This window comes from Arthrobacter sp. 10N418, assembly GCF_056394725.1.
In genome coordinates this window covers 246,088-262,795 of record NZ_JBFTIK010000002.1, presented here as the reverse complement: position 1 = coordinate 262,795, position 16,708 = coordinate 246,088, and the positions used below count along the sequence as shown (strand labels likewise).

General features: G+C 67.2%; 12 protein-coding genes. 2 read left to right on the top strand and 10 right to left on the bottom strand.

Annotation, left to right across the window (positions count from 1 at the left end; genetic code table 11):
- Positions 1-226 precede the first annotated feature (226 nt).
- A complete protein-coding gene (locus AC1DCZ_RS02565; protein WP_476973316.1) occupies positions 227-1,360 on the top strand; it encodes an acyl-CoA dehydrogenase family protein in 1,134 nt (377 codons plus the stop codon).
- On the opposite strand, the gene AC1DCZ_RS02560 is transcribed toward AC1DCZ_RS02565, so the two are convergent.
- From AC1DCZ_RS02560 to AC1DCZ_RS02530, 7 genes are read right to left on the bottom strand one after another with little or no spacing between them, the layout of a single operon-like run.
- Positions 1,357-3,153: a sensor domain-containing diguanylate cyclase gene (locus tag AC1DCZ_RS02560; RefSeq protein WP_476973276.1), complete on the bottom strand. Its 1,797-nt coding sequence runs from the start codon at positions 3,151-3,153 to the stop codon at positions 1,357-1,359. The genes AC1DCZ_RS02565 and AC1DCZ_RS02560 overlap by 4 nt on opposite strands.
- A gap of 40 nt (positions 3,154-3,193) precedes the next feature.
- Positions 3,194-3,868: a response regulator gene (locus AC1DCZ_RS02555; protein WP_476973275.1), complete on the bottom strand. Its 675-nt coding sequence runs from the start codon at positions 3,866-3,868 to the stop codon at positions 3,194-3,196.
- Positions 3,865-6,540: a DUF4118 domain-containing protein gene (locus tag AC1DCZ_RS02550; RefSeq protein ID WP_476973274.1), complete on the bottom strand. Its 2,676-nt coding sequence runs from the start codon at positions 6,538-6,540 to the stop codon at positions 3,865-3,867. Before AC1DCZ_RS02550 ends, AC1DCZ_RS02555 begins: the two co-directional genes overlap by 4 nt.
- A 12-nt stretch (positions 6,541-6,552) precedes the next feature.
- Positions 6,553-7,182, bottom strand: a complete 630-nt coding sequence (gene kdpC, locus AC1DCZ_RS02545) for a K(+)-transporting ATPase subunit C (RefSeq protein WP_476973273.1) — start codon at positions 7,180-7,182, stop codon at positions 6,553-6,555.
- A gap of 9 nt (positions 7,183-7,191) precedes the next feature.
- Positions 7,192-9,330 carry a potassium-transporting ATPase subunit KdpB gene (kdpB, locus tag AC1DCZ_RS02540; RefSeq protein ID WP_476973272.1) on the bottom strand — a complete coding sequence of 713 codons (2,139 nt, stop codon included), beginning with the start codon at positions 9,328-9,330 and terminating at the stop codon, positions 7,192-7,194.
- Positions 9,327-10,988 (bottom strand): potassium-transporting ATPase subunit KdpA, encoded by a 1,662-nt coding sequence (kdpA, locus tag AC1DCZ_RS02535; protein ID WP_476973315.1) that lies wholly within the window; start codon positions 10,986-10,988, stop codon positions 9,327-9,329. The genes kdpB and kdpA overlap by 4 nt, the downstream gene beginning before the upstream one ends.
- Positions 10,989-11,001: 13 nt before the next feature.
- Complete coding sequence (locus tag AC1DCZ_RS02530) at positions 11,002-11,100, bottom strand: potassium-transporting ATPase subunit F (RefSeq protein ID WP_476973271.1); 99 nt, start codon at positions 11,098-11,100, stop codon at positions 11,002-11,004.
- A gap of 398 nt (positions 11,101-11,498) precedes the next feature.
- Between AC1DCZ_RS02530 and AC1DCZ_RS02525 the strand changes: the two genes are divergently transcribed.
- Positions 11,499-13,475: an APC family permease gene (locus tag AC1DCZ_RS02525; RefSeq protein ID WP_476973270.1), complete on the top strand. Its 1,977-nt coding sequence runs from the start codon at positions 11,499-11,501 to the stop codon at positions 13,473-13,475.
- A gap of 139 nt (positions 13,476-13,614) precedes the next feature.
- On the opposite strand, the gene AC1DCZ_RS02520 is transcribed toward AC1DCZ_RS02525, so the two are convergent.
- From AC1DCZ_RS02520 to AC1DCZ_RS02510, 3 genes are all read right to left on the bottom strand, one after another.
- Positions 13,615-13,818 carry a cold-shock protein gene (locus AC1DCZ_RS02520; protein WP_013599688.1) on the bottom strand — a complete coding sequence of 68 codons (204 nt, stop codon included), beginning with the start codon at positions 13,816-13,818 and terminating at the stop codon, positions 13,615-13,617.
- Between the two features lie 248 nt (positions 13,819-14,066).
- On the bottom strand, positions 14,067-15,023 hold the full coding sequence (locus tag AC1DCZ_RS02515) for an alpha/beta fold hydrolase (protein WP_476973269.1): 957 nt from the start codon (positions 15,021-15,023) through the stop codon (positions 14,067-14,069).
- 416 nt (positions 15,024-15,439) lie between these two features.
- Positions 15,440-16,693, bottom strand: a complete 1,254-nt coding sequence (locus AC1DCZ_RS02510; RefSeq protein ID WP_476973268.1) for an ROK family transcriptional regulator — start codon at positions 16,691-16,693, stop codon at positions 15,440-15,442.
- Positions 16,694-16,708: the final 15 nt, after the last annotated feature.

The window sequence follows — 16,708 nt, the reverse complement described above, 5'->3', positions numbered from 1 at the left end:
GCGCGATGCCCCGCCTAGTGATCCCCATCACTCTGCAATATACTAGGACATCCAAGGGTTTGGAAGAGCGGCGCTGCCCAGCACGCGGCGCATGAGGAAGGGATACATGCCCGTGCAGCCACAAGAACGTGCCAGCGGACAAACGCTCGTCTCGACGGGGGCCCGGACGGGCGCCGACACGGAGGAGGGGTCCGCGGCGGTGCCGCCGTTTCCTGACGCCGACCTGATGTACATCGTGGACCTGCTGTCGCCGGAGGAACGGATCCGTTACCAGGAGATCCGCGAATTCCTCCAGTCCCGGGTCCGGGCGGCCTCGATCGAATACTGGAACCGTGAGGAATTCCCTTTCGACCTGCTGGCCGAACTGGGCAAGCACGGCCTGGGCGGGCTACAGACCGACGGCACATCCAAGCTCTTCAAGGGCCTGATGTACGTCGAAGTGGCCCGCGCCGATGTATCGCTCTCGGCACTCGTCGGCATCCACAACGAACTGATCGTCGGCATGATCGACCAGCTCGGCTCCGCAGAACAGAAATCCCGGTGGCTGCCGGGACTCACCGCCTTCACCGAACTGGGAGCCTTTGCCCTGACGGAGCCCGACCATGGATCGGACATCGCCGGCGGCCTGGCCACCACGGCGCGGCTGGAGGACGGCGAATGGGTGATCAACGGCGCCAAACGCTGGATCGGTGCCGGCACCATCGCCGACTTCGCGCTCGTCTGGGCACGGGACGTCGCCGACCAGCAGATCAAAGGCTTCATCGTCGAGACGGACACGCCCGGCTACACCGCCACCAAGATCGCCAACAAGATCGGGCTGCGGATCATGCAGAACGCGGACATCGTGCTCGACGACGTCCGTATTCCGGAGTCCAACCTGCTGCCCGGGGCCACCGACTTCGGCAAAGCCAACGAACTCCTGCGCGATTCGCGCGCCTGGGTGGGCTGGCAAGGTGCCGGGATCCAGCTGGCCGCGTTCGACGTCGCGCGGTCCTACTCCCTTGAGCGCAAGCAGTTCGGCAAGGAACTGGCCCGTTTCCAGCTCATCCAGCAGCAGCTCGCCGAGATCCTGGGCAACGCTACTGCCTCACTGGCCCTCATGGCCCAGCTGGCCCGGATCCAGGAGGACGGCAAGCTGGAAATGGTCCAGGCGGCGATGGCCAAATCCACCACGACCCGGCTGGCCCGGGCCTCGGTGGCCATGGGCCGGTCGCTCATGGGCGGCAACGGGATCAGCAGCGACTACGAGATGGGCAAGCTCTTTGGCGACGCCGAAATCCTGTACACCTACGAGGGCAGCTACGAAATCAATTCCCTCATCGTGGCCCGGGCCGTGACCGGGAAGTCGGCGTTCGTCTAAAAGTTGCGGCCCTGTTTGGCGGCGGAGCGCCCGTCGGGTTCCCCCTCGGCGTACCGCAGGCTGCGGTTGCGTCCGCCATGCTTGGCGGCGTACAGCGCACGGTCCGCGCAGGCCAGGAGGCTGTGCAAGCCGGCCTCGCGCAGCTCGCAGACTCCGGCCGAGACCGTAATGGAGCCCGCCTCGCCGAAGGGTGCGGACGCGATCGCGGACCGTGCCCGTTCCGCCGCCTGCAGGGCCGCCGTGCTGTCGGTTCCGGGCAGGAGCCACACGAACTCCTCGCCGCCGAACCTGGCGACGACCTCTCCCTGGCGGGCGACCTGGCGCAGCCTGGCGGCGACCTCTGCGAGCACGGCGTCCCCGGTCAGGTGGCCGAAGGAATCATTGACTTTCTTGAAGTGGTCGATGTCGAGGACCACGGCGCTGAGGCTTGTGCCGCGGGACGTGGCCAGCTCCGTTTCCCGGTGGAGATGCACTTCCAGGGCACGGCGGTTCGGCAGCCCGCTCAGGGCATCCGTGCTGGCCTGAAGCTCCAGGCTGGACCGGGCTTCGGCGTTGCCGATCGCGATCTCCACGAGTTCCGCGAACTGCGCCAGCCGGTCCACCATGGCCCCCGTGACCCCGGCCGGGGACTTGGAGCTCAGGGTGACGACGCCCCAAAGCCGGCCGTGGACCCGGATGGGAGCCGCTGCCGCCGAGCGGAAGCCTCCGGCGAGCATCTGGTCCGAGGCCGGGCCGCCTTCCGGACCGTAAACCACCAGTGCAGGCTTGCCCGTCACGGCAACGCGGACAGTGGCCGACGTGTCCGTGGACGAGAAGATGTGTTCGCGGCTCAGGACCAGCGGACGGGCCGGTGCCATCGCCACGATTTCCGCCGAGGAGGCGCCCGTTAGACGGACGACGGCAGCCGAGTCCACGCCAAAGAGCGAGCGCACGATGAACGCGACCTTCTCGGAGATGTCCGTGGGGGCGGCATTGCGGGCGACTGCGGTTGCGATCTCGTGCAGGGCCGCCCAGGTCTGCTCCTGCTCGAGCCGTTCGGTCATGTCCACCGCCACCACCATCCCGGCTGTGGCCTCGCCGGCAGAGAAGACGGGGCCGGCCGTCAGCCGGTACGTGCGGTGGCCGATCTGCCGGCCCCACGTGACCTCCTGCCCGGCCAGGGCTGCGCGGTACCGCGGCTCGAGCTCTTTGGCCAGATTGCCTTTCAGCACCTCATGGATGACCCGGCCCTCGAGCTCGTCGGTGTGGTAGCCGAACGTCTCCAGCTCCTGCCCTTCGGCAATGAGATAGCGGAGGTCGGCGTCGAAGAGGAGCACGAAGACGCCGGGGACGCTCCGCGCCAGCGCCCGGTACCGGTCCATGTCCCGCTGCCTGTTGCGGTCGGAGAGCACCCGCTCGGTGATATCGGTGACCAGGACGAAGAAACCGTGGACGACGCCGTCGCGCAGGTCCGGCATGTAGGAGGCCTGGGTGTAGCGCGTCTTGCCGGCGGCATCAACGAGGGTGCGGTCGAACAGCTGCGGCTCTCCCGTGAGCACCTTGACCATGTAGGGATGGTTCGCCGCGAAAAGCTCGTCGCCGAGCAACTCCCGGATATGCATGCCGCGCATCCTGTCCGGGGCCACGCCGAACCATTCGCGGTAGGAATCGTTGGCAAGGCAGTTGCGGAGGTCCCTGTCCCAGTACCCCACCATCGCCGGGATGCCGTTCAGCACCGCCCGCACTTGGGCGGGCAGTTCCGGCATGGGCTGCAGGTCTGCATCCACCCGGTTGGGAGACGTGCGAATACTCATCGCCCCAGTATCCATGGGACGCGCCGCCGTGGGGAAACCGTCACGGCATGAACCGGTACCCGATACCTGCCTCGGTGAGCAGATGGCGGGGTCTGGCGGTGTCCGGTTCCAGCTTGCGCCGCAGCTGGGCCATGTAGACCCGGAGGTAGTTGGTTTCCTTGGCATACGCGGGGCCCCAGACCTCGGAGAGCAGCTGTCGCTGGGTGATGAGCTTCTCGGGATTCCGGACGAGCACCTCCAGGATGTTCCATTCGGTGGGGGTCAGCCGCACATCCTGGCCGTCGCGGATGACGCGGTGTTTGCCCAGGTCTACGGTGAAGGCCTCGGTGGTAACCACGGGTGCCTGTTCCGGGTCGACACTGCGGCGCAGGAGGGCTCGGATCCGGGCCAGCAGCTCATCGAGGCCAAAGGGTTTCGTGATGTAGTCGTCCGCGCCGGCGTCGAGTGCTTCCACTTTGTCCTCGGAGCCGTGGCGTGCGGAGAGCACCAGGATGGGGACCTGGCTCCAGGACCGGAGCTCCCGCAGCACCGTGGTGCCGTCAATGTCGGGCAGTCCCAGGTCCAGGATGATCAGCGCCAAGGGGTGCTGGGATGCCGTCAGCAGGGCAGAACGGCCGTCAGCCGCAGTCGTCACCGCGTAGCCGTGGGCCTGCAGCGTGATCCGGAGCGCCCTCAGCAGGTGCGGGTCGTCATCGACCACCAGGACGGCGGTCATCCGGCGTCCGGTCCGGGCGTGAGCGGCAGGGTATGGCGGCGGCGCCCCAGGACCGACTGCGGCTCGACCGGGGCCTGGGCGCGGCGTGCATCGAACGGCGTGCCTGCCGACAGGGGAAGCCGGATGACCATGGTCAATCCGCCACCTGGTGTCTCTTCCGCGGCCAGACCTCCGCTCATGGCCTCGGTGAATCCTTTCGCCACGGCCAGTCCGAGTCCGATTCCGGTGGCCTGCGGCGTGTCATCGAGCCGCTGGAACGGACGGAACATCTCGACCACCCTCTCCGCAGGAACGCCGCGGCCATGATCAATGATCCGCAGCTCGCCCGCGGGGCGTCCTTCGAGAGCCGCCGGGCTGAGGCCGCCGGCCGTCCCCGCCAGGACAATGTCTGAGTCCGGGGCGTATTTCACGGCGTTTTCGACGATGTTCGCAATGACCCGTTCCAGCATTCCCGGGTCGGCGTCGATTTCGGGCATGTTGGCGGGAAGGTCCACGCGGACCCTGCCCTCGGGGACGGCGCTGAGGGCTGCCGGGATCACCTCGAACCAGCGCACCGGCCTGAGCAGGGGATGGACGGCATCCGAGGTGATCCGGGACATGTCCAGCAGATTCCCCACCAGGGCGTCAAGCCGGTCCGAGCACTCCTCGATGGTGGCCAGCAACTCCTGCTCCTCTTCCCGCGTGTAGCGGACGTCGTCGTGGCGCAGGCCGCCGACGGCGAGCTTGATCCCGGCCAGCGGGGTGCGCAGGTCGTGGGACACTGCGCGCAGGATGGAAGTGCGCATGGTGTTGCTCTCGGCCAGGCGCAGCATCTCCCGACGGCTGGCAACGAGCTGCTGGCGTTCAAGCTGGGCCGCCACGTGGACACCGAAGGCCCCCAGGAGGCGCCGGTCGCTGGCCGGCAGGATCCGTCCGAACAGGACAAGGCGCGTGGCGGCATCGATCTCCTCGACGTTCTCGCCCCTGGCGTCGCTATCCCGTCCTGCCTCGGCGGCGGCCGGGATCTCGCCGGCCGTGGCGAGCAGCCGCCACGGCCGCCCGCTGACCGCGCTTGTGGTGCCGTCACCGCCGTCGGACTCGCGGGTGAACAACGCGGTTCCCCGGACCTGGAAAACATCCAGCGCCTGCTCCAACAGCGCCTGGACGGTGTCCTCCGACCCCGCGGCGCCGCGGGTCAGGTCCCCCAGCGTCGTGGCCTCGGCACGGGCCAGTGCGGCCTCCTTGGAACGGCGGGCAGAAAGGTCGACGACGACCGCGACGGCAGCCGAGACCCCCACGAACACCAGCAGGGCGAGGAAGTTCTGCGGATCCCTGATCGTCAGGTTGCCGAGGGGCGGGGTGGAGAAGTAGTTCACCAGCAGGCTGCTCCAGAGCGCGGCGAGGATCGCCGGCCACAGTCCGCCCACCAGGGCCACCGCGACAGAGCCGGTGAGCTGGACCAGCATCGCCGTGGCCACGTTCCGCTCCGGGTTCAGGACCAGCAGCAGGAACTGCAGGAGGGCAGGGAGCGTCACGGCCAGGACGAGCCCCACCGTGACCCTGACACGGCCCAGGTCCCGTCGGGAAGGCCGGGTGCCATGGCCGCCGAGCGGATGGGAGACCATATGGACATCGATGTCGCCGGAATCCCGGACCACCCTGGTCCCGACCCCGCCGCCGAGCAGGCTTCCCAGCAGCCCGGCGATCTTCTTGCGCCGGGAGATGCCGACGACGATCTGGGTTGCGTTGACGCTGCGGGCAAAGTCCAGGAGGGCGTCGGCAGGGTCCTCGCCCGTCACGATGTGGTAGCTGCCGCCCAGGTCCTGGATCAGGTGGCGCTGGGCTTCCAGCGCCTGGGGCGATTCGCCCGCCACACCGTCCGCGGCCCGGACGTGCACGGCCAGCAAGTCCCCGCCGTTGACCCGGTTGAGGATTCTGGCGCCCCGGCGGATCAGGACGTCCCCTTCCGGACCGCCCGTCAGCCCCACCACGATGCGCTCGCGGGCCGGCCAGCTTTCCTCGATGCCGTTTTCGGCCCGGTATTTGGCCAGGCCCTCGTCCACGCGGTCCGCCAGCCATAGCAGCGCCAGCTCCCGCAGGGCGGTGAGGTTGCCCAGCCGGAAGTAGTTCGCGAGGGCGGCGTCGATCTTCTCGGGCGCGTAGATCTTGCCGTCGCCCAGGCGCTGGCGGAGCAGTTCGGGGGAGATGTCTACGAGATGGATTTGATCCGCCCGGCGGACGACGTCGTCTGGCACCGTCTCCGCCTGGTGGACGTCGGTGATGGCACTGACGACGTCGCCCAGGGACGCAAGATGCTGGATATTGACGGTGGAGAGCACATCGATGCCCGCGTCCAGCAGCGCGTCGACATCCTGCCAGCGTTTGGGATAGCGGCTGCCGGGGATGTTGGAGTGGGCGTATTCGTCCACGACGGCGGTACCCGGCGCCCGGGCCAGGACTGCATCCAGGTCCATCTCGTCAAACTCGGTGCCCCGGTAGGGCAGGCGCCTGGGCGGGACGACTTCGAGACCGCCCAGGAGCGCGCGCGTTTCGCTGCGCCCGTGGTCCATGGCGAACGCCACCACGACGTCCTCGCCGCGCCGGCCCAGCCGGTGCGCCTCTTCGAGCATCTCGTAGGTCTTGCCGACCCCGGGTGCGGCCCCCAGGAAGATGCGCAGCGTTCCACGTGCCATGCCGTCATTCTTTCACTTGGATTGGGGGGGCGACGACGCCTTGGCGGCGGCAGCCACGTCGAGGTTCAAAGCCGTCACATTGACGGAGGGCTGGCCGAGGAAGGCCTCGAGGCCGCCGCTGGTGTGCCGGTCCACCAACGACGCGACAGCGTCGGTGCTGAGACCCTGTGCTGCGGCTACCCGCGGAACCTGGAGCCGGGCATACGCCGGGGAGATGTCAGGGTCCAGCCCTGAGCCGCTGGACGTCACCGCGTCCGCGGGCACCTCGGCCGGACTGATTCCTTCAGCGGCGGCGACGGCGGAGCGGTTCGCGGCCACGGCGTCGAGCAGTTTCGGATCGTTGGGGCCGAGGCTGGACGCCAAGGACGACGCCGGCTCCCATTTCACGGCGGAAGGCCGGGCGTGGAACCACCGCGGGTCCTGGGCGCCGTCGTCGTTGGCGGAGGCCTGGACGATCAGCGCCGACGCGGCCAGGGCGCCGGTCCCGTCTTTGATGATGGAGCCGTTGGCCTGGTACGGGGCGATGAGCTGCCCGACGCCGAAGACGGCCAGGGGGTAGGCCACGCCGAGGACCAGGGAGGCGAAGAGCAGGAACCGCAGGGCCGTTCCCAGCTGGCGGAGATAGCCGGTGAGAATGTTCATGGGGTGTTCCTATCCGATTCCGGGGATGAGGGAGATCATGAGGTCGATGATTTTGATGCCGATGAACGGTGCGATCAGTCCGCCGAGCCCGTAGATCAGCAGGTTCCGGGCGAGCGCCTGGTTGGCGGAAACGGCACGGTATTTGACACCGCGGAGCGCGAGCGGCACCAGGGCGATGATGATCAGGGCATTGAAGATCACCGCCGAGAGGATGGCCGAGGACGGGGTGGCGAGACCCATGATGTTCAGCAGTCCGAGCCCGGGGAAAGTGGCCGTGAAGAGGGCGGGCACGATCGCGAAGTATTTGGCGACGTCGTTGGCGACCGAGAAGGTGGTCAGCGCACCGCGGGTGATGAGCAGCTGCTTGCCGATGCCGACGATGTTGATGAGCTTGGTGGGGTCGGAGTCGAGGTCCACCATGTTGGCGGCGTCCTTGGCGGCCGGGGTGCCGGAGTTCATGGCGACGCCGACGTCTGCGGCGGCCAGCGCCGGGGCGTCGTTGGTGCCGTCCCCGGTCATGGCCACCAGCCGGCCCGCGGCCTGTTCCTTTTTGATGACCGCGAGTTTGTCCTCCGGGGTTGCTTCGGCCAGGAAATCGTCGACCCCGGCCTCGGCGGCGATGGCCTTGGCGGTGATGGGATTGTCTCCCGTGATCATCACGGTCCGGATGCCCATTTGCCGCAGTTCGGCGAAGCGGGCATGCATGCCGGGTTTGACGACGTCGGCGAGGTGGATGGTCCCCAGGACATCGGCGCGGCCGTCCTTGCCCACCTGGGCGACCAGCAGGGGGGTGCCGCCCTGGGCGGAAATTTCATTGACCCGGTGGTCGACCTCCGCCGGTGAATGTCCGCCGAATTCGGCAACAAATGCCGCCACCGCGGAGGCTGCGCCCTTTCGGATCTGCAGACCGTCCAGGTCCAGCCCGCTCATGCGCGTGCCGGCGCTGAACGCGACCACCGCAAAATCGCGGGAGCTGCGTTCAAGGGTGGCCAGATCCTTCCCGGTCACGCCCTTGTCCGCGGCGAGGTCCACGATCGAGCGCCCTTCGGGCGTGTCGTCGGCCAGGCTGCACACCCGGGCCGCTTCCATGAGCCGGGTCCTCTCGACATGGTTGGCGGGGAAGAAATTGACGGCGCGGCGGTTGCCGTACGTGATGGTCCCGGTCTTGTCGAGCAGGAGCGTGGTGATGTCCCCGGCGGTCTCCACAGCACGGCCGGAGGTGGCCAGCACGTTGTGCTGGACCAGGCGGTCCATGCCGGCGATGCCGATCGCCGGGACCAGCGCGCCGATGGTGGTGGGGATCAGGCAGACCAGCAGGGCCACCAGCACGATCGGGGACGGCGTGGCGCCGGCCAGGGACGCGAACGGGGCGAGCGACATGGTGACGGCCAGGAACACGATGGTCAGGGATACCAGCAGGACGTGGAGGGCGATTTCGTTGGGGGTCTTCTGCCGCACGGCGCCCTCGACCAGCTTGATCATCCGGTCGATGAACGTCTCGCCAGGGGCCGCGGTGATCCGGATGACGATCCGGTCCGAGAGGACCTTGGTGCCGCCGGTGACGGAGGAGCGGTCGCCGCCGGATTCGCGGATGACAGGGGCGGATTCGCCGGTGATGGTCGATTCGTCGACGCTGGCGAGGCCTTCGATGATTTCGCCGTCCGAGGGGACGACGTCCCCGGCTTCGCAGATGACAACGTCGCCCCGCCGCAGCCCCGCGCCGGGGACCTCTTTGGTGGTGCCGTCGGGCACCCGGAGCCGGGCGATCACACCTTTTCGGCTCGCCCGCAGGCTGTCGGCCTGGGCCTTGCCCCGGCCTTCGGCGATGGATTCGGACAGGGTGCCGAACAGCGCGGTGAGCCACAGCCAGACGGTGACTGCGATGCCGAACGCGGTAGGCCGGTCCACGGAAATCGCCGTACACAGGGCTGCCCCGACCAGCACGGTGAACATGACCGGGGAATGGATCATCTGCCGGGGCGCGAGCTTCCGGACTGCGAGCGGCAGGGCGGCTGCGACGGACGCGAGCGTCAGTTTTGCCGGGGCCTTGGTGTGGTGCTTGTGCTCGCCGGGGGTGCCGAGAGGGTTGCCGTCGGCGTAGGTCTGGGCGGCGGTGTCCGTGGCTGAAGCCGTGCTAGCCCGGGTCATTTGAGGAGTCCTTCTGCAAGGGGGCCCAGGGCAAGGGCCGGGAAGTAGCTCAGGGTGGTCAGGATCACTGTCACGCCGAGCAGCAGGCCGCCGAACAGCGGGCCGTGGGTGGGGACGGTGCCGGCGGAGGCGGGAATCTTGCCCTGACGGGCCAGGGACCCGGCCAGGGCGAGGACCAAGGCAATGGGCAGGTACCGGCCCAGCAGCATGTCCAGGCCCAGCATCGTGGAGAGGTACGGGCCCGAGGAGGTGATGCCGCCGAACGCCGAGCCGTTGTTGTTGGCCCCGGAGGCGAAGGCGTAGAGCACTTCGCTGAACTGGTGGGGCCCGGTTGCCGGTGCGTTGGCCATGGCGTCAGGGAGCAGGACGGTGATCCCGGAGAGTGCCAGCACCACAGCCGGGGTGACGAGGATGTACATGGCGGCCAGCTTCATTTCCGTGGGGCCGATCTTCTTGCCCAGGTACTCGGGGGTGCGCCCGACCATGAGACCGGCGATGAACACCGAAATGATGGACAGGATCAGCAGGCCGTAGAGCCCGGACCCGGTTCCGCCGGGGGCGACTTCGCCGAGCATCATGTTCACCATGGCCACGCCGCCGGCCAGCGGCGGAAGTGAATCATGGGCGACGTTGATTGCGCCGGTGGAGGTCAGCGTGGTGGCCGTGGCGAAGATCGCGCTCGGCGCGGGGCCGAAGCGCTGTTCAAAGCCTTCACCCAGCCCGCCGGCCGCGGCTGTTGCTGCGCCCTCGGCGGCGAAGACGGCCCAGCCCATCAGGGCGGTGGATGCCAGCCAGAGGGTGCCCATCACCGCGGCGACCGTATAGCCCTGCCGCTGGTCGCCGACCATCCGGCCGTAGGCGTACGGGAGGGCCGAAGGGATCAGCAGGAGCAGGAACACCTCGAAGAAGCTGATGAAGGCGTTGGGGTTCTCGAACGGGTGGGCGGAGTTTGCGTTGAAGTAGCCGCCGCCGTTGGTGCCCAGGATCTTGATGGCCTCCTGGGAGGCGACCGGGCCGCCGGGAATGCTCTGGCTGATCCCGGCAGCCTGGTTGGTGACCTCGGTGGGTGAGAAGTTCTGGATGACGCCGCCAAGGACCATGACGACTGCCGCGACGAACGCCAGCGGGAGCAGGAGCCGGAACGAAGTCCGCGCCAGGTCCACCCAGAAGTTTCCCAGCCGATTCGTCCGGGTCCGGGCGATGCCCCTGATCAGGGCGACGGCGACCACGATACCGGCGGCGGCGGAGAGGAAGTTCTGCACCGCAAGCAGGATCATCTGGACGAAGATGCCCACCGTGGTCTCCGGCACGTAGGTCTGCCAGTTCGTGTTGGTCACAAAGGAAACGGCGGTGTTCATGGCCACCCACGGATCGACGCCGGGCAGGGAACCGCTGCCAGGCACGACACCCTGCAGCCGTTGGAGGCCGAACACGGCCAGGATGGAGACTGCCGAGAACGCCAGGACGCTGCGCAGGTACACGGACCAGGTCTGGTCGGTGCCGGCGTCGATCCCGGCGAGCCGGTAGAAGAGACGCTCCGCACGGGTGGCGGTCTTGCCCTCGAAGACGTGCGCGAGGTAAACCCCGAGCGGTTTGTGCACGGCGGCAAGGATGAGGACAAGCGCGGCGACCTGGACCAGGAAGGATGCAGTATTGATCGTCATGTGCGGCTCACCACTTCTCCGGGCGGACCAGGACGGCGAGCAGGTATCCGAAGAGGCAGAGTCCCGCAATCAGCAGGACGAGCCACATGATGGCGTCGGCGCTCATTGCCCGCCCCCCGGCCGGTCCTCGGCGCCGCTGACCATCCGGGCCAGCAACTGGCCGATCCACATCACGAACCCCATGGACACCATGAAGATTCCGATCACAGCAACATCGGCCATAAGAGCGTCCTTCCTCTGCGCCCCGACGGCGGGGCTAGGTCCAGTCAAACCCCGGGAAACCCGGAAAGGGCCGGCGCTAATGGATTATTAATGCTGCCCGGCAGATCTTGACGGGTTCCTTACGATTTCCCGCGGCTTTCGGCTTTCGGCTGCGGCTCCGGCGGCGTCAAGGAATCATCAAGATCGGCCGGAATCAGCCCAGGAAGGCCTGCCGCGGTGGTAATTTCGGCGTAGCCGGTGTGCGGTGCCGTGCGGCGCCCTGTGCCGTGACGAGAGGAAACCATGACCACACTGAGCAGGCCACCGGCCGATCCGTCGGCAATGCGGCCCGGCCACCGGAGCACCCTCAGGAACTGGCTGCTGTTCGGGCTGCAGGACAGCAAGGGAACCCACCAGGGCCCCGGCGCGGTGAGCGACTCCCACGTGAAGAAGCATTCGTGGTGGCAGGTGATGTGCCTGACCGGCGTCGACTACTTCTCCACCCTCGGTTACCAGCCCGCAATCGCCGCGCTGGCCGCCGGGGTGATCTCACCCCTGGCGACCCTCGTACTGGTCGCCGTTACCCTCCTTGGCGCCCTGCCGGTCTACCGCCGCGTTGCCGGCGAGAGCCACCGCGGCGAAGGCTCCATCGCGATGCTGGAGCGGCTAATGCCCCGCTGGAGCGGCAAGCTCTTCGTCCTGGTCCTGCTCGGCTTCGCCGCGACGGACTTCATGATCACCATGACCCTCTCCGCCGCGGACGCCACGGCCCACCTCGTGCAGAACCCGATAGTGCCCGGCTGGCTGCAGGGGCAGAACGTGCCCATCACGCTCTTCCTGCTGGCGCTGCTGGGCGCCGTCTTCCTGCGGGGCTTCAAGGAGGCCATCGGCGTCGCGGTCGCCCTGGTGGCGCTCTACCTGGGCCTGAACGTCGTGGTGGTTGCGTCCTCCGTCCTTGAGGTGATGAACCATCCGGTTGCCGTGGGGGACTGGTGGCAGGCGCTCTCAACCTCGCACGGCAACCCGGTGATGGTGGTCGGCCTGGCGCTGCTCGTCTTCCCGAAACTCGCCCTCGGCCTGTCCGGCTTCGAAACCGGCGTTGCCGTGATGCCACAGATCCGCGGCCATGCCACCGACACGGAGGACAACCCGGAGGGCCGGATTAAGGGCACCCGCAGGCTCCTGACAACGGCCGCCGTCATCATGAGCTGCTTCCTGATCGTTACGAGCTTCACCACCGTGGTCCTCATCCCGGAGCAGGAGTTCCAGCCTGGCGGCCAGGCCAACGGCCGCGCCCTGGCGTTCCTTGCCCACGAGTATCTGGGCGTGGGTTTCGGCACCGTTTATGACGTCAGCACCATCGCCATCCTGTGGTTCGCGGGCGCCTCCGCCATGGCGGGCCTGCTGAACCTCGTGCCCCGCTACCTGCCCCGCTACGGCATGGCCCCGGAATGGGCCCGGGCCGTCCGGCCGCTGGTCCTGGTGTTTACCCTGGTCGGCTTCCTCATCACGTACCTTTTCGGCGCCGACGTCGACGCCCAGGGCGGTGCGTACGCCACCGGCGTGCTGGTGCTGATGACCTCCGCCGCGGTGGCCGTGACGCTCTCGGCCCGGCGCCAGAAGCAGCGCAAGCGGACCGTGGGCTTCGGCGTTATCGCCGTCGTATTTATCTACACCACGGTGGCCAATATCTTTGAGCGGCCCGAGGGCATCCGGATCGCCTCGATCTTCATCGTGGGCATCATCGTCATTTCCCTGCTGTCCAGGGTCCGGCGGTCCTTTGAACTGCACGCCACCCATGTCCACATGGACCGTCAGGCGCTGGAGTTCATGTCCGACGAGGTGGACGGGCCGCTCCGGATCATCGCCCACGAGCCGCTCCGCCTGAGCCCGGAGGCGTACCGCCAGAAGCTGGACTCGGCCATGGAGGTCAGCCACCTGCCAGTGGACTACCGGGCGCTGTTCTTGGAGGTGATCGTGGATGATTCCTCCGACTTCGAGACTGCGCTTGAGGTCCGGGGAATCACCCGGCACGGGTACCACATCCTCGAAGTGCACGGTCCGGTCGTGCCGAACACGATCGCCTCGGTGCTGCTGCACATCCGGGACGTCACCGGGCTGATGCCGCACATCTACTTCCGGTGGACGGAAGGCAACCCGGTCACGAACCTCCTGCGGTTCCTGTTCCTGGGCGAGGGCGAAATCGCGCCGGTCACGCGCGAAGTGCTGCGCGAAGCCGAGCCGGACGTCACGAAACGCCCCTGGGTCCACGTCGGCTGAGCGGGCGCCATTGTGTTGAGTTCCGTCCGGGGAGTAGCCCACGGGGAACACAAACGCCCCTCCGGAGGAAACCTCCGGAGGGGCGTTGTGGTCTTCGGGGAATGTCCCGGCCGTGCGGCCGGGGCGCTTTCCTGAGTACTTAGAGCGGGCGGATGTTCTCAGCCTGCGGGCCCTTCGGACCCTGCGTGACGTCGAACTCGACCTTCTGGTTCTCGTCCAGGGAGCGGTAGCCGCTGCTGGCGATTGCCGAGTAGTGGGCGAAAACGTCGGCCGACCCGTCATCCGGGGCAATGAAGCCAAAACCCTTTTCGGCGTTGAACCATTTAACTGTGCCTGTAGCCATGCCATATCCTTCTGAAATGCTGCTGATCTCCGGCGGCCATAAGGCCAACGGCTGCGGAGACATTCGTCCGCTGTCCCCCAACGTACGGGGCGATCGCCCGCGGTGCAAGAGGCTGGCGACCGCATTTCGGCGCAGCCGGCTGCCATAGCCGGGCCGCCGTGTCCACAACCTCGGTGGTTATCCCTTCCCGGAACGACGCCGAAAGGACGGCCGTCTGCCGGTCCGCGCCGCCGCCGCTGGGAACGGGATCAGGCCGGCGGCCCTGATCCGTCGAAGAGGGCGATGAGATCCCTGCTGATCTGGTACGGCGACGTTTCACTCGGGCTGTGGCCGCCGCGGTAGACCATGATCCGGGCCCCGATGGACTGTGCGAAACGGCGGTGCAGCGCCAGCGGCCAGAGATCGTGTTCCCCGACGGCGACAAACTTCGGCAGGGTCGCTTCGGCCAGGACCGCGCGGAGATCGGGTGCGTGCTGCATGAGGCCGAAGATGTCGTCGACGGATGCGCGGCGGGTCAACCGGAAGCGGCGCTTCACGAACTCCAGGCGCTTCGGAGGGACGCGGTTGATATTGCGGCGGATGCCCCAGATCGTCAGTGCCGCGCCGACGCGGCTGCTGGCGTAGGGGCTGAGCCGGCCGATAAGCCGCACTCCGCGGAAGCTCTGCCCTGGCTCGGGCGGGCAGCTGATAAGGGTCAGGCTCCGGAACATCTCCGGGCGTTGCGCGAAGGTGATCTGGGCGACGACCGCGGCGAAAGAGTACCCGACCACATGGGCGGGGCCGTCGCCGGCGTCGAGCATGGCGACCAGGTCATCGCGGAAGAGATCGTACGTGTAGCGGGTCCGGGGCGGCACGAGGTGCTCGGGGCCGGCCCCGGCCGATTCGTACTGGCCGGCGATGTCGCAGCTGAGCACAAAATACCCGGCGGCGGCGAGCTCGGGCAGCATGAGCGAGAAGTCCTCTTTGGACCCGGTTGCGCCCGGGATCAGCAGCACCCGCGGGTTGCCGGGATTGCCCATGGCGATGGTGGTCAGTGTGCCGCTGGGGGCCTCGAACCGGCCCCGCACCACGCCCTCGGGAAGGACGGCCCAGTCGAAGTCAGGCAGTGCCGCGTCCCTGCGGGCAGCATCGTCAACGAGCCCCGAGCCGAAGCCCTCAGGCTCCGGTTCCGGGGCGCCTCGGGTGTTGCTGCCAGCAGACGCCATGCACTAAACATAGCCCGGGTGTCCACCGCCGCCCCGGACGCCTGCGTCAGGACACCCCGTGAACGAAGGGCCCCACGATGGAAACCGGCACTGAACGCCTTCGCCATCAACGTCCAAGAAAGAATCAACCAAATGCCAACCGCGGAACCGCCGCAAAACAGCCACTCTCGTCAACGGACCCTTCCCTTTGGTCCAACCCAATGACTTTGCTGGAACTCTTTCAGGAATTTCTGACCAAGCGCAGGGTGAGGAGCTGGAAGGGACGCAGCGTTAGCTGAACGGTCGTGCTGATGGTGGTGTCCGCGGCAGGGGCGCTGGGAATCTCGCGTTCCAACTAATGAAGCGCCCAGCGTGAAGGGTACGGTCAAATGTCGGGAATTGATTCTCGTCCACGTAAATCCATTTGGATGACTTAGTCAGGAGCTACTCGATCCGACCGCCGCGCCCTCGAGAAGCAACCCCTCCGGCCGCGGGGAAAGAGCGTGGTCCAGAACAATGCAGGCGGCGCCTACGGCAGCGATGTCTTCACCAAGGAGCGACCCAGTGACCTGTACTTGGTGAATGCTGCCGACGGCGAGCCGATTCGCCAAGGCGGACCGGAGTATTCCCAGGTAGCGTTTGCTGATCGGCGACCAAGAGGGGCCTCCGAATACAATGCGGTCCACGTCCACCAGATTGGCTATGTCTTCGACCGCCCAGGCTAATCGGGCCGCTGCGCCGTCAAGAATTTTGGCGGCGCGGGCGTCCCCCGTGTCGGCCTGCGCCGCAAGTTGCCGGAACTGGGCGGCGATGGCCTGAAGGTCGGAGTCGTCGAAAGGTGCATCGATCACTCCTGTCGCGACACCTTCCCCTACGAGGTACGCGGGCATGATGGCCAGTCCCACGCATCCTGTCCGGCCGCAGCCGCACCGCGGGCCGCCCGGGCCGGTGGAAAAGTGCCCGATTTCCCCGACATTGTTCGATGATCCGCGTACAACCTCGCCATTGTTGACCAGCCCGGAACCCATCCCTGTTCCCAGGTAGATAAACGCGAAGTGCTGGGCCGCCCGGTCTTCGCTGATCCACAACTCGGCATGTGCGGCCGCGGTCGCGTCTTTGTCCAGGAATACGGGAAAGCCCGTTGCCTGCTGCAATGACGCACGCAACTCCACCCGGTCCCATCCTTTCAGCTGAGGCGGGCCGACCACGGCACCTCTCTGCTGATCGATGGGGCCCGGAGACGCGATCCCGACGCCGAGAACCCGATCCCGTGATATTCCCGCCTGATGGACGAGGCTATCTACGGCCGAGGTCATCTTTTGAATGGTCGTATCCGGGTCGGCCACGGACTGGATCGGCACATGCGAACGGGCCACGACCGAACCTGCCAGGTCCAGCAAAACAAAGGTAATGACGGACGGATCCAGATGAATACCGATGGCGAACCTGCTGCTCGGATCGATGTTGAGCACGGTCCGGGGCTTGCCGGTCCGCCCGCTGATCTTTCCGGTTTCATTTATCAATCCCAGATCCAGCAGCTTCCGGACGATATTGGAGACCGTCTGGGTTGACAGCCCGGTGATCTGGACGAGTTCCACCCGGCTGAGGCTGCTGTCCGAGCGCCGCACGTGGTCCAGCACGACAGCCTGGTTGAAGGTGCTGACACGCTCCAGATTCGACCCACGCGGCATGAAAGCTCCTATCTC

What these genes read in the sequence shown, in the direction of transcription:
- AC1DCZ_RS02565 (WP_476973316.1), top strand. Translation starts at nt 227, where the DNA reads ATGTACATCGTGGACCTGCTGTCGCCGGAGGAACGGATCCGTTACCAG.
- AC1DCZ_RS02560 (WP_476973276.1), bottom strand. Translation starts at nt 3,153, where the DNA reads ATGAGTATTCGCACGTCTCCCAACCGGGTGGATGCAGACCTGCAGCCC.
- AC1DCZ_RS02555 (WP_476973275.1), bottom strand. Translation starts at nt 3,868, where the DNA reads ATGACCGCCGTCCTGGTGGTCGATGACGACCCGCACCTGCTGAGGGCG.
- AC1DCZ_RS02550 (WP_476973274.1), bottom strand. Translation starts at nt 6,540, where the DNA reads ATGGCACGTGGAACGCTGCGCATCTTCCTGGGGGCCGCACCCGGGGTC.
- kdpC (WP_476973273.1), bottom strand. Translation starts at nt 7,182, where the DNA reads ATGAACATTCTCACCGGCTATCTCCGCCAGCTGGGAACGGCCCTGCGG.
- kdpB (WP_476973272.1), bottom strand. Translation starts at nt 9,330, where the DNA reads ATGACCCGGGCTAGCACGGCTTCAGCCACGGACACCGCCGCCCAGACC.
- AC1DCZ_RS02530 (WP_476973271.1), bottom strand. Translation starts at nt 11,100, where the DNA reads ATGAGCGCCGACGCCATCATGTGGCTCGTCCTGCTGATTGCGGGACTC.
- AC1DCZ_RS02525 (WP_476973270.1), top strand. Translation starts at nt 11,499, where the DNA reads ATGACCACACTGAGCAGGCCACCGGCCGATCCGTCGGCAATGCGGCCC.
- AC1DCZ_RS02520 (WP_013599688.1), bottom strand. Translation starts at nt 13,818, where the DNA reads ATGGCTACAGGCACAGTTAAATGGTTCAACGCCGAAAAGGGTTTTGGC.
- AC1DCZ_RS02515 (WP_476973269.1), bottom strand. Translation starts at nt 15,023, where the DNA reads ATGGCGTCTGCTGGCAGCAACACCCGAGGCGCCCCGGAACCGGAGCCT.
- AC1DCZ_RS02510 (WP_476973268.1), bottom strand. Translation starts at nt 16,693, where the DNA reads ATGCCGCGTGGGTCGAATCTGGAGCGTGTCAGCACCTTCAACCAGGCT.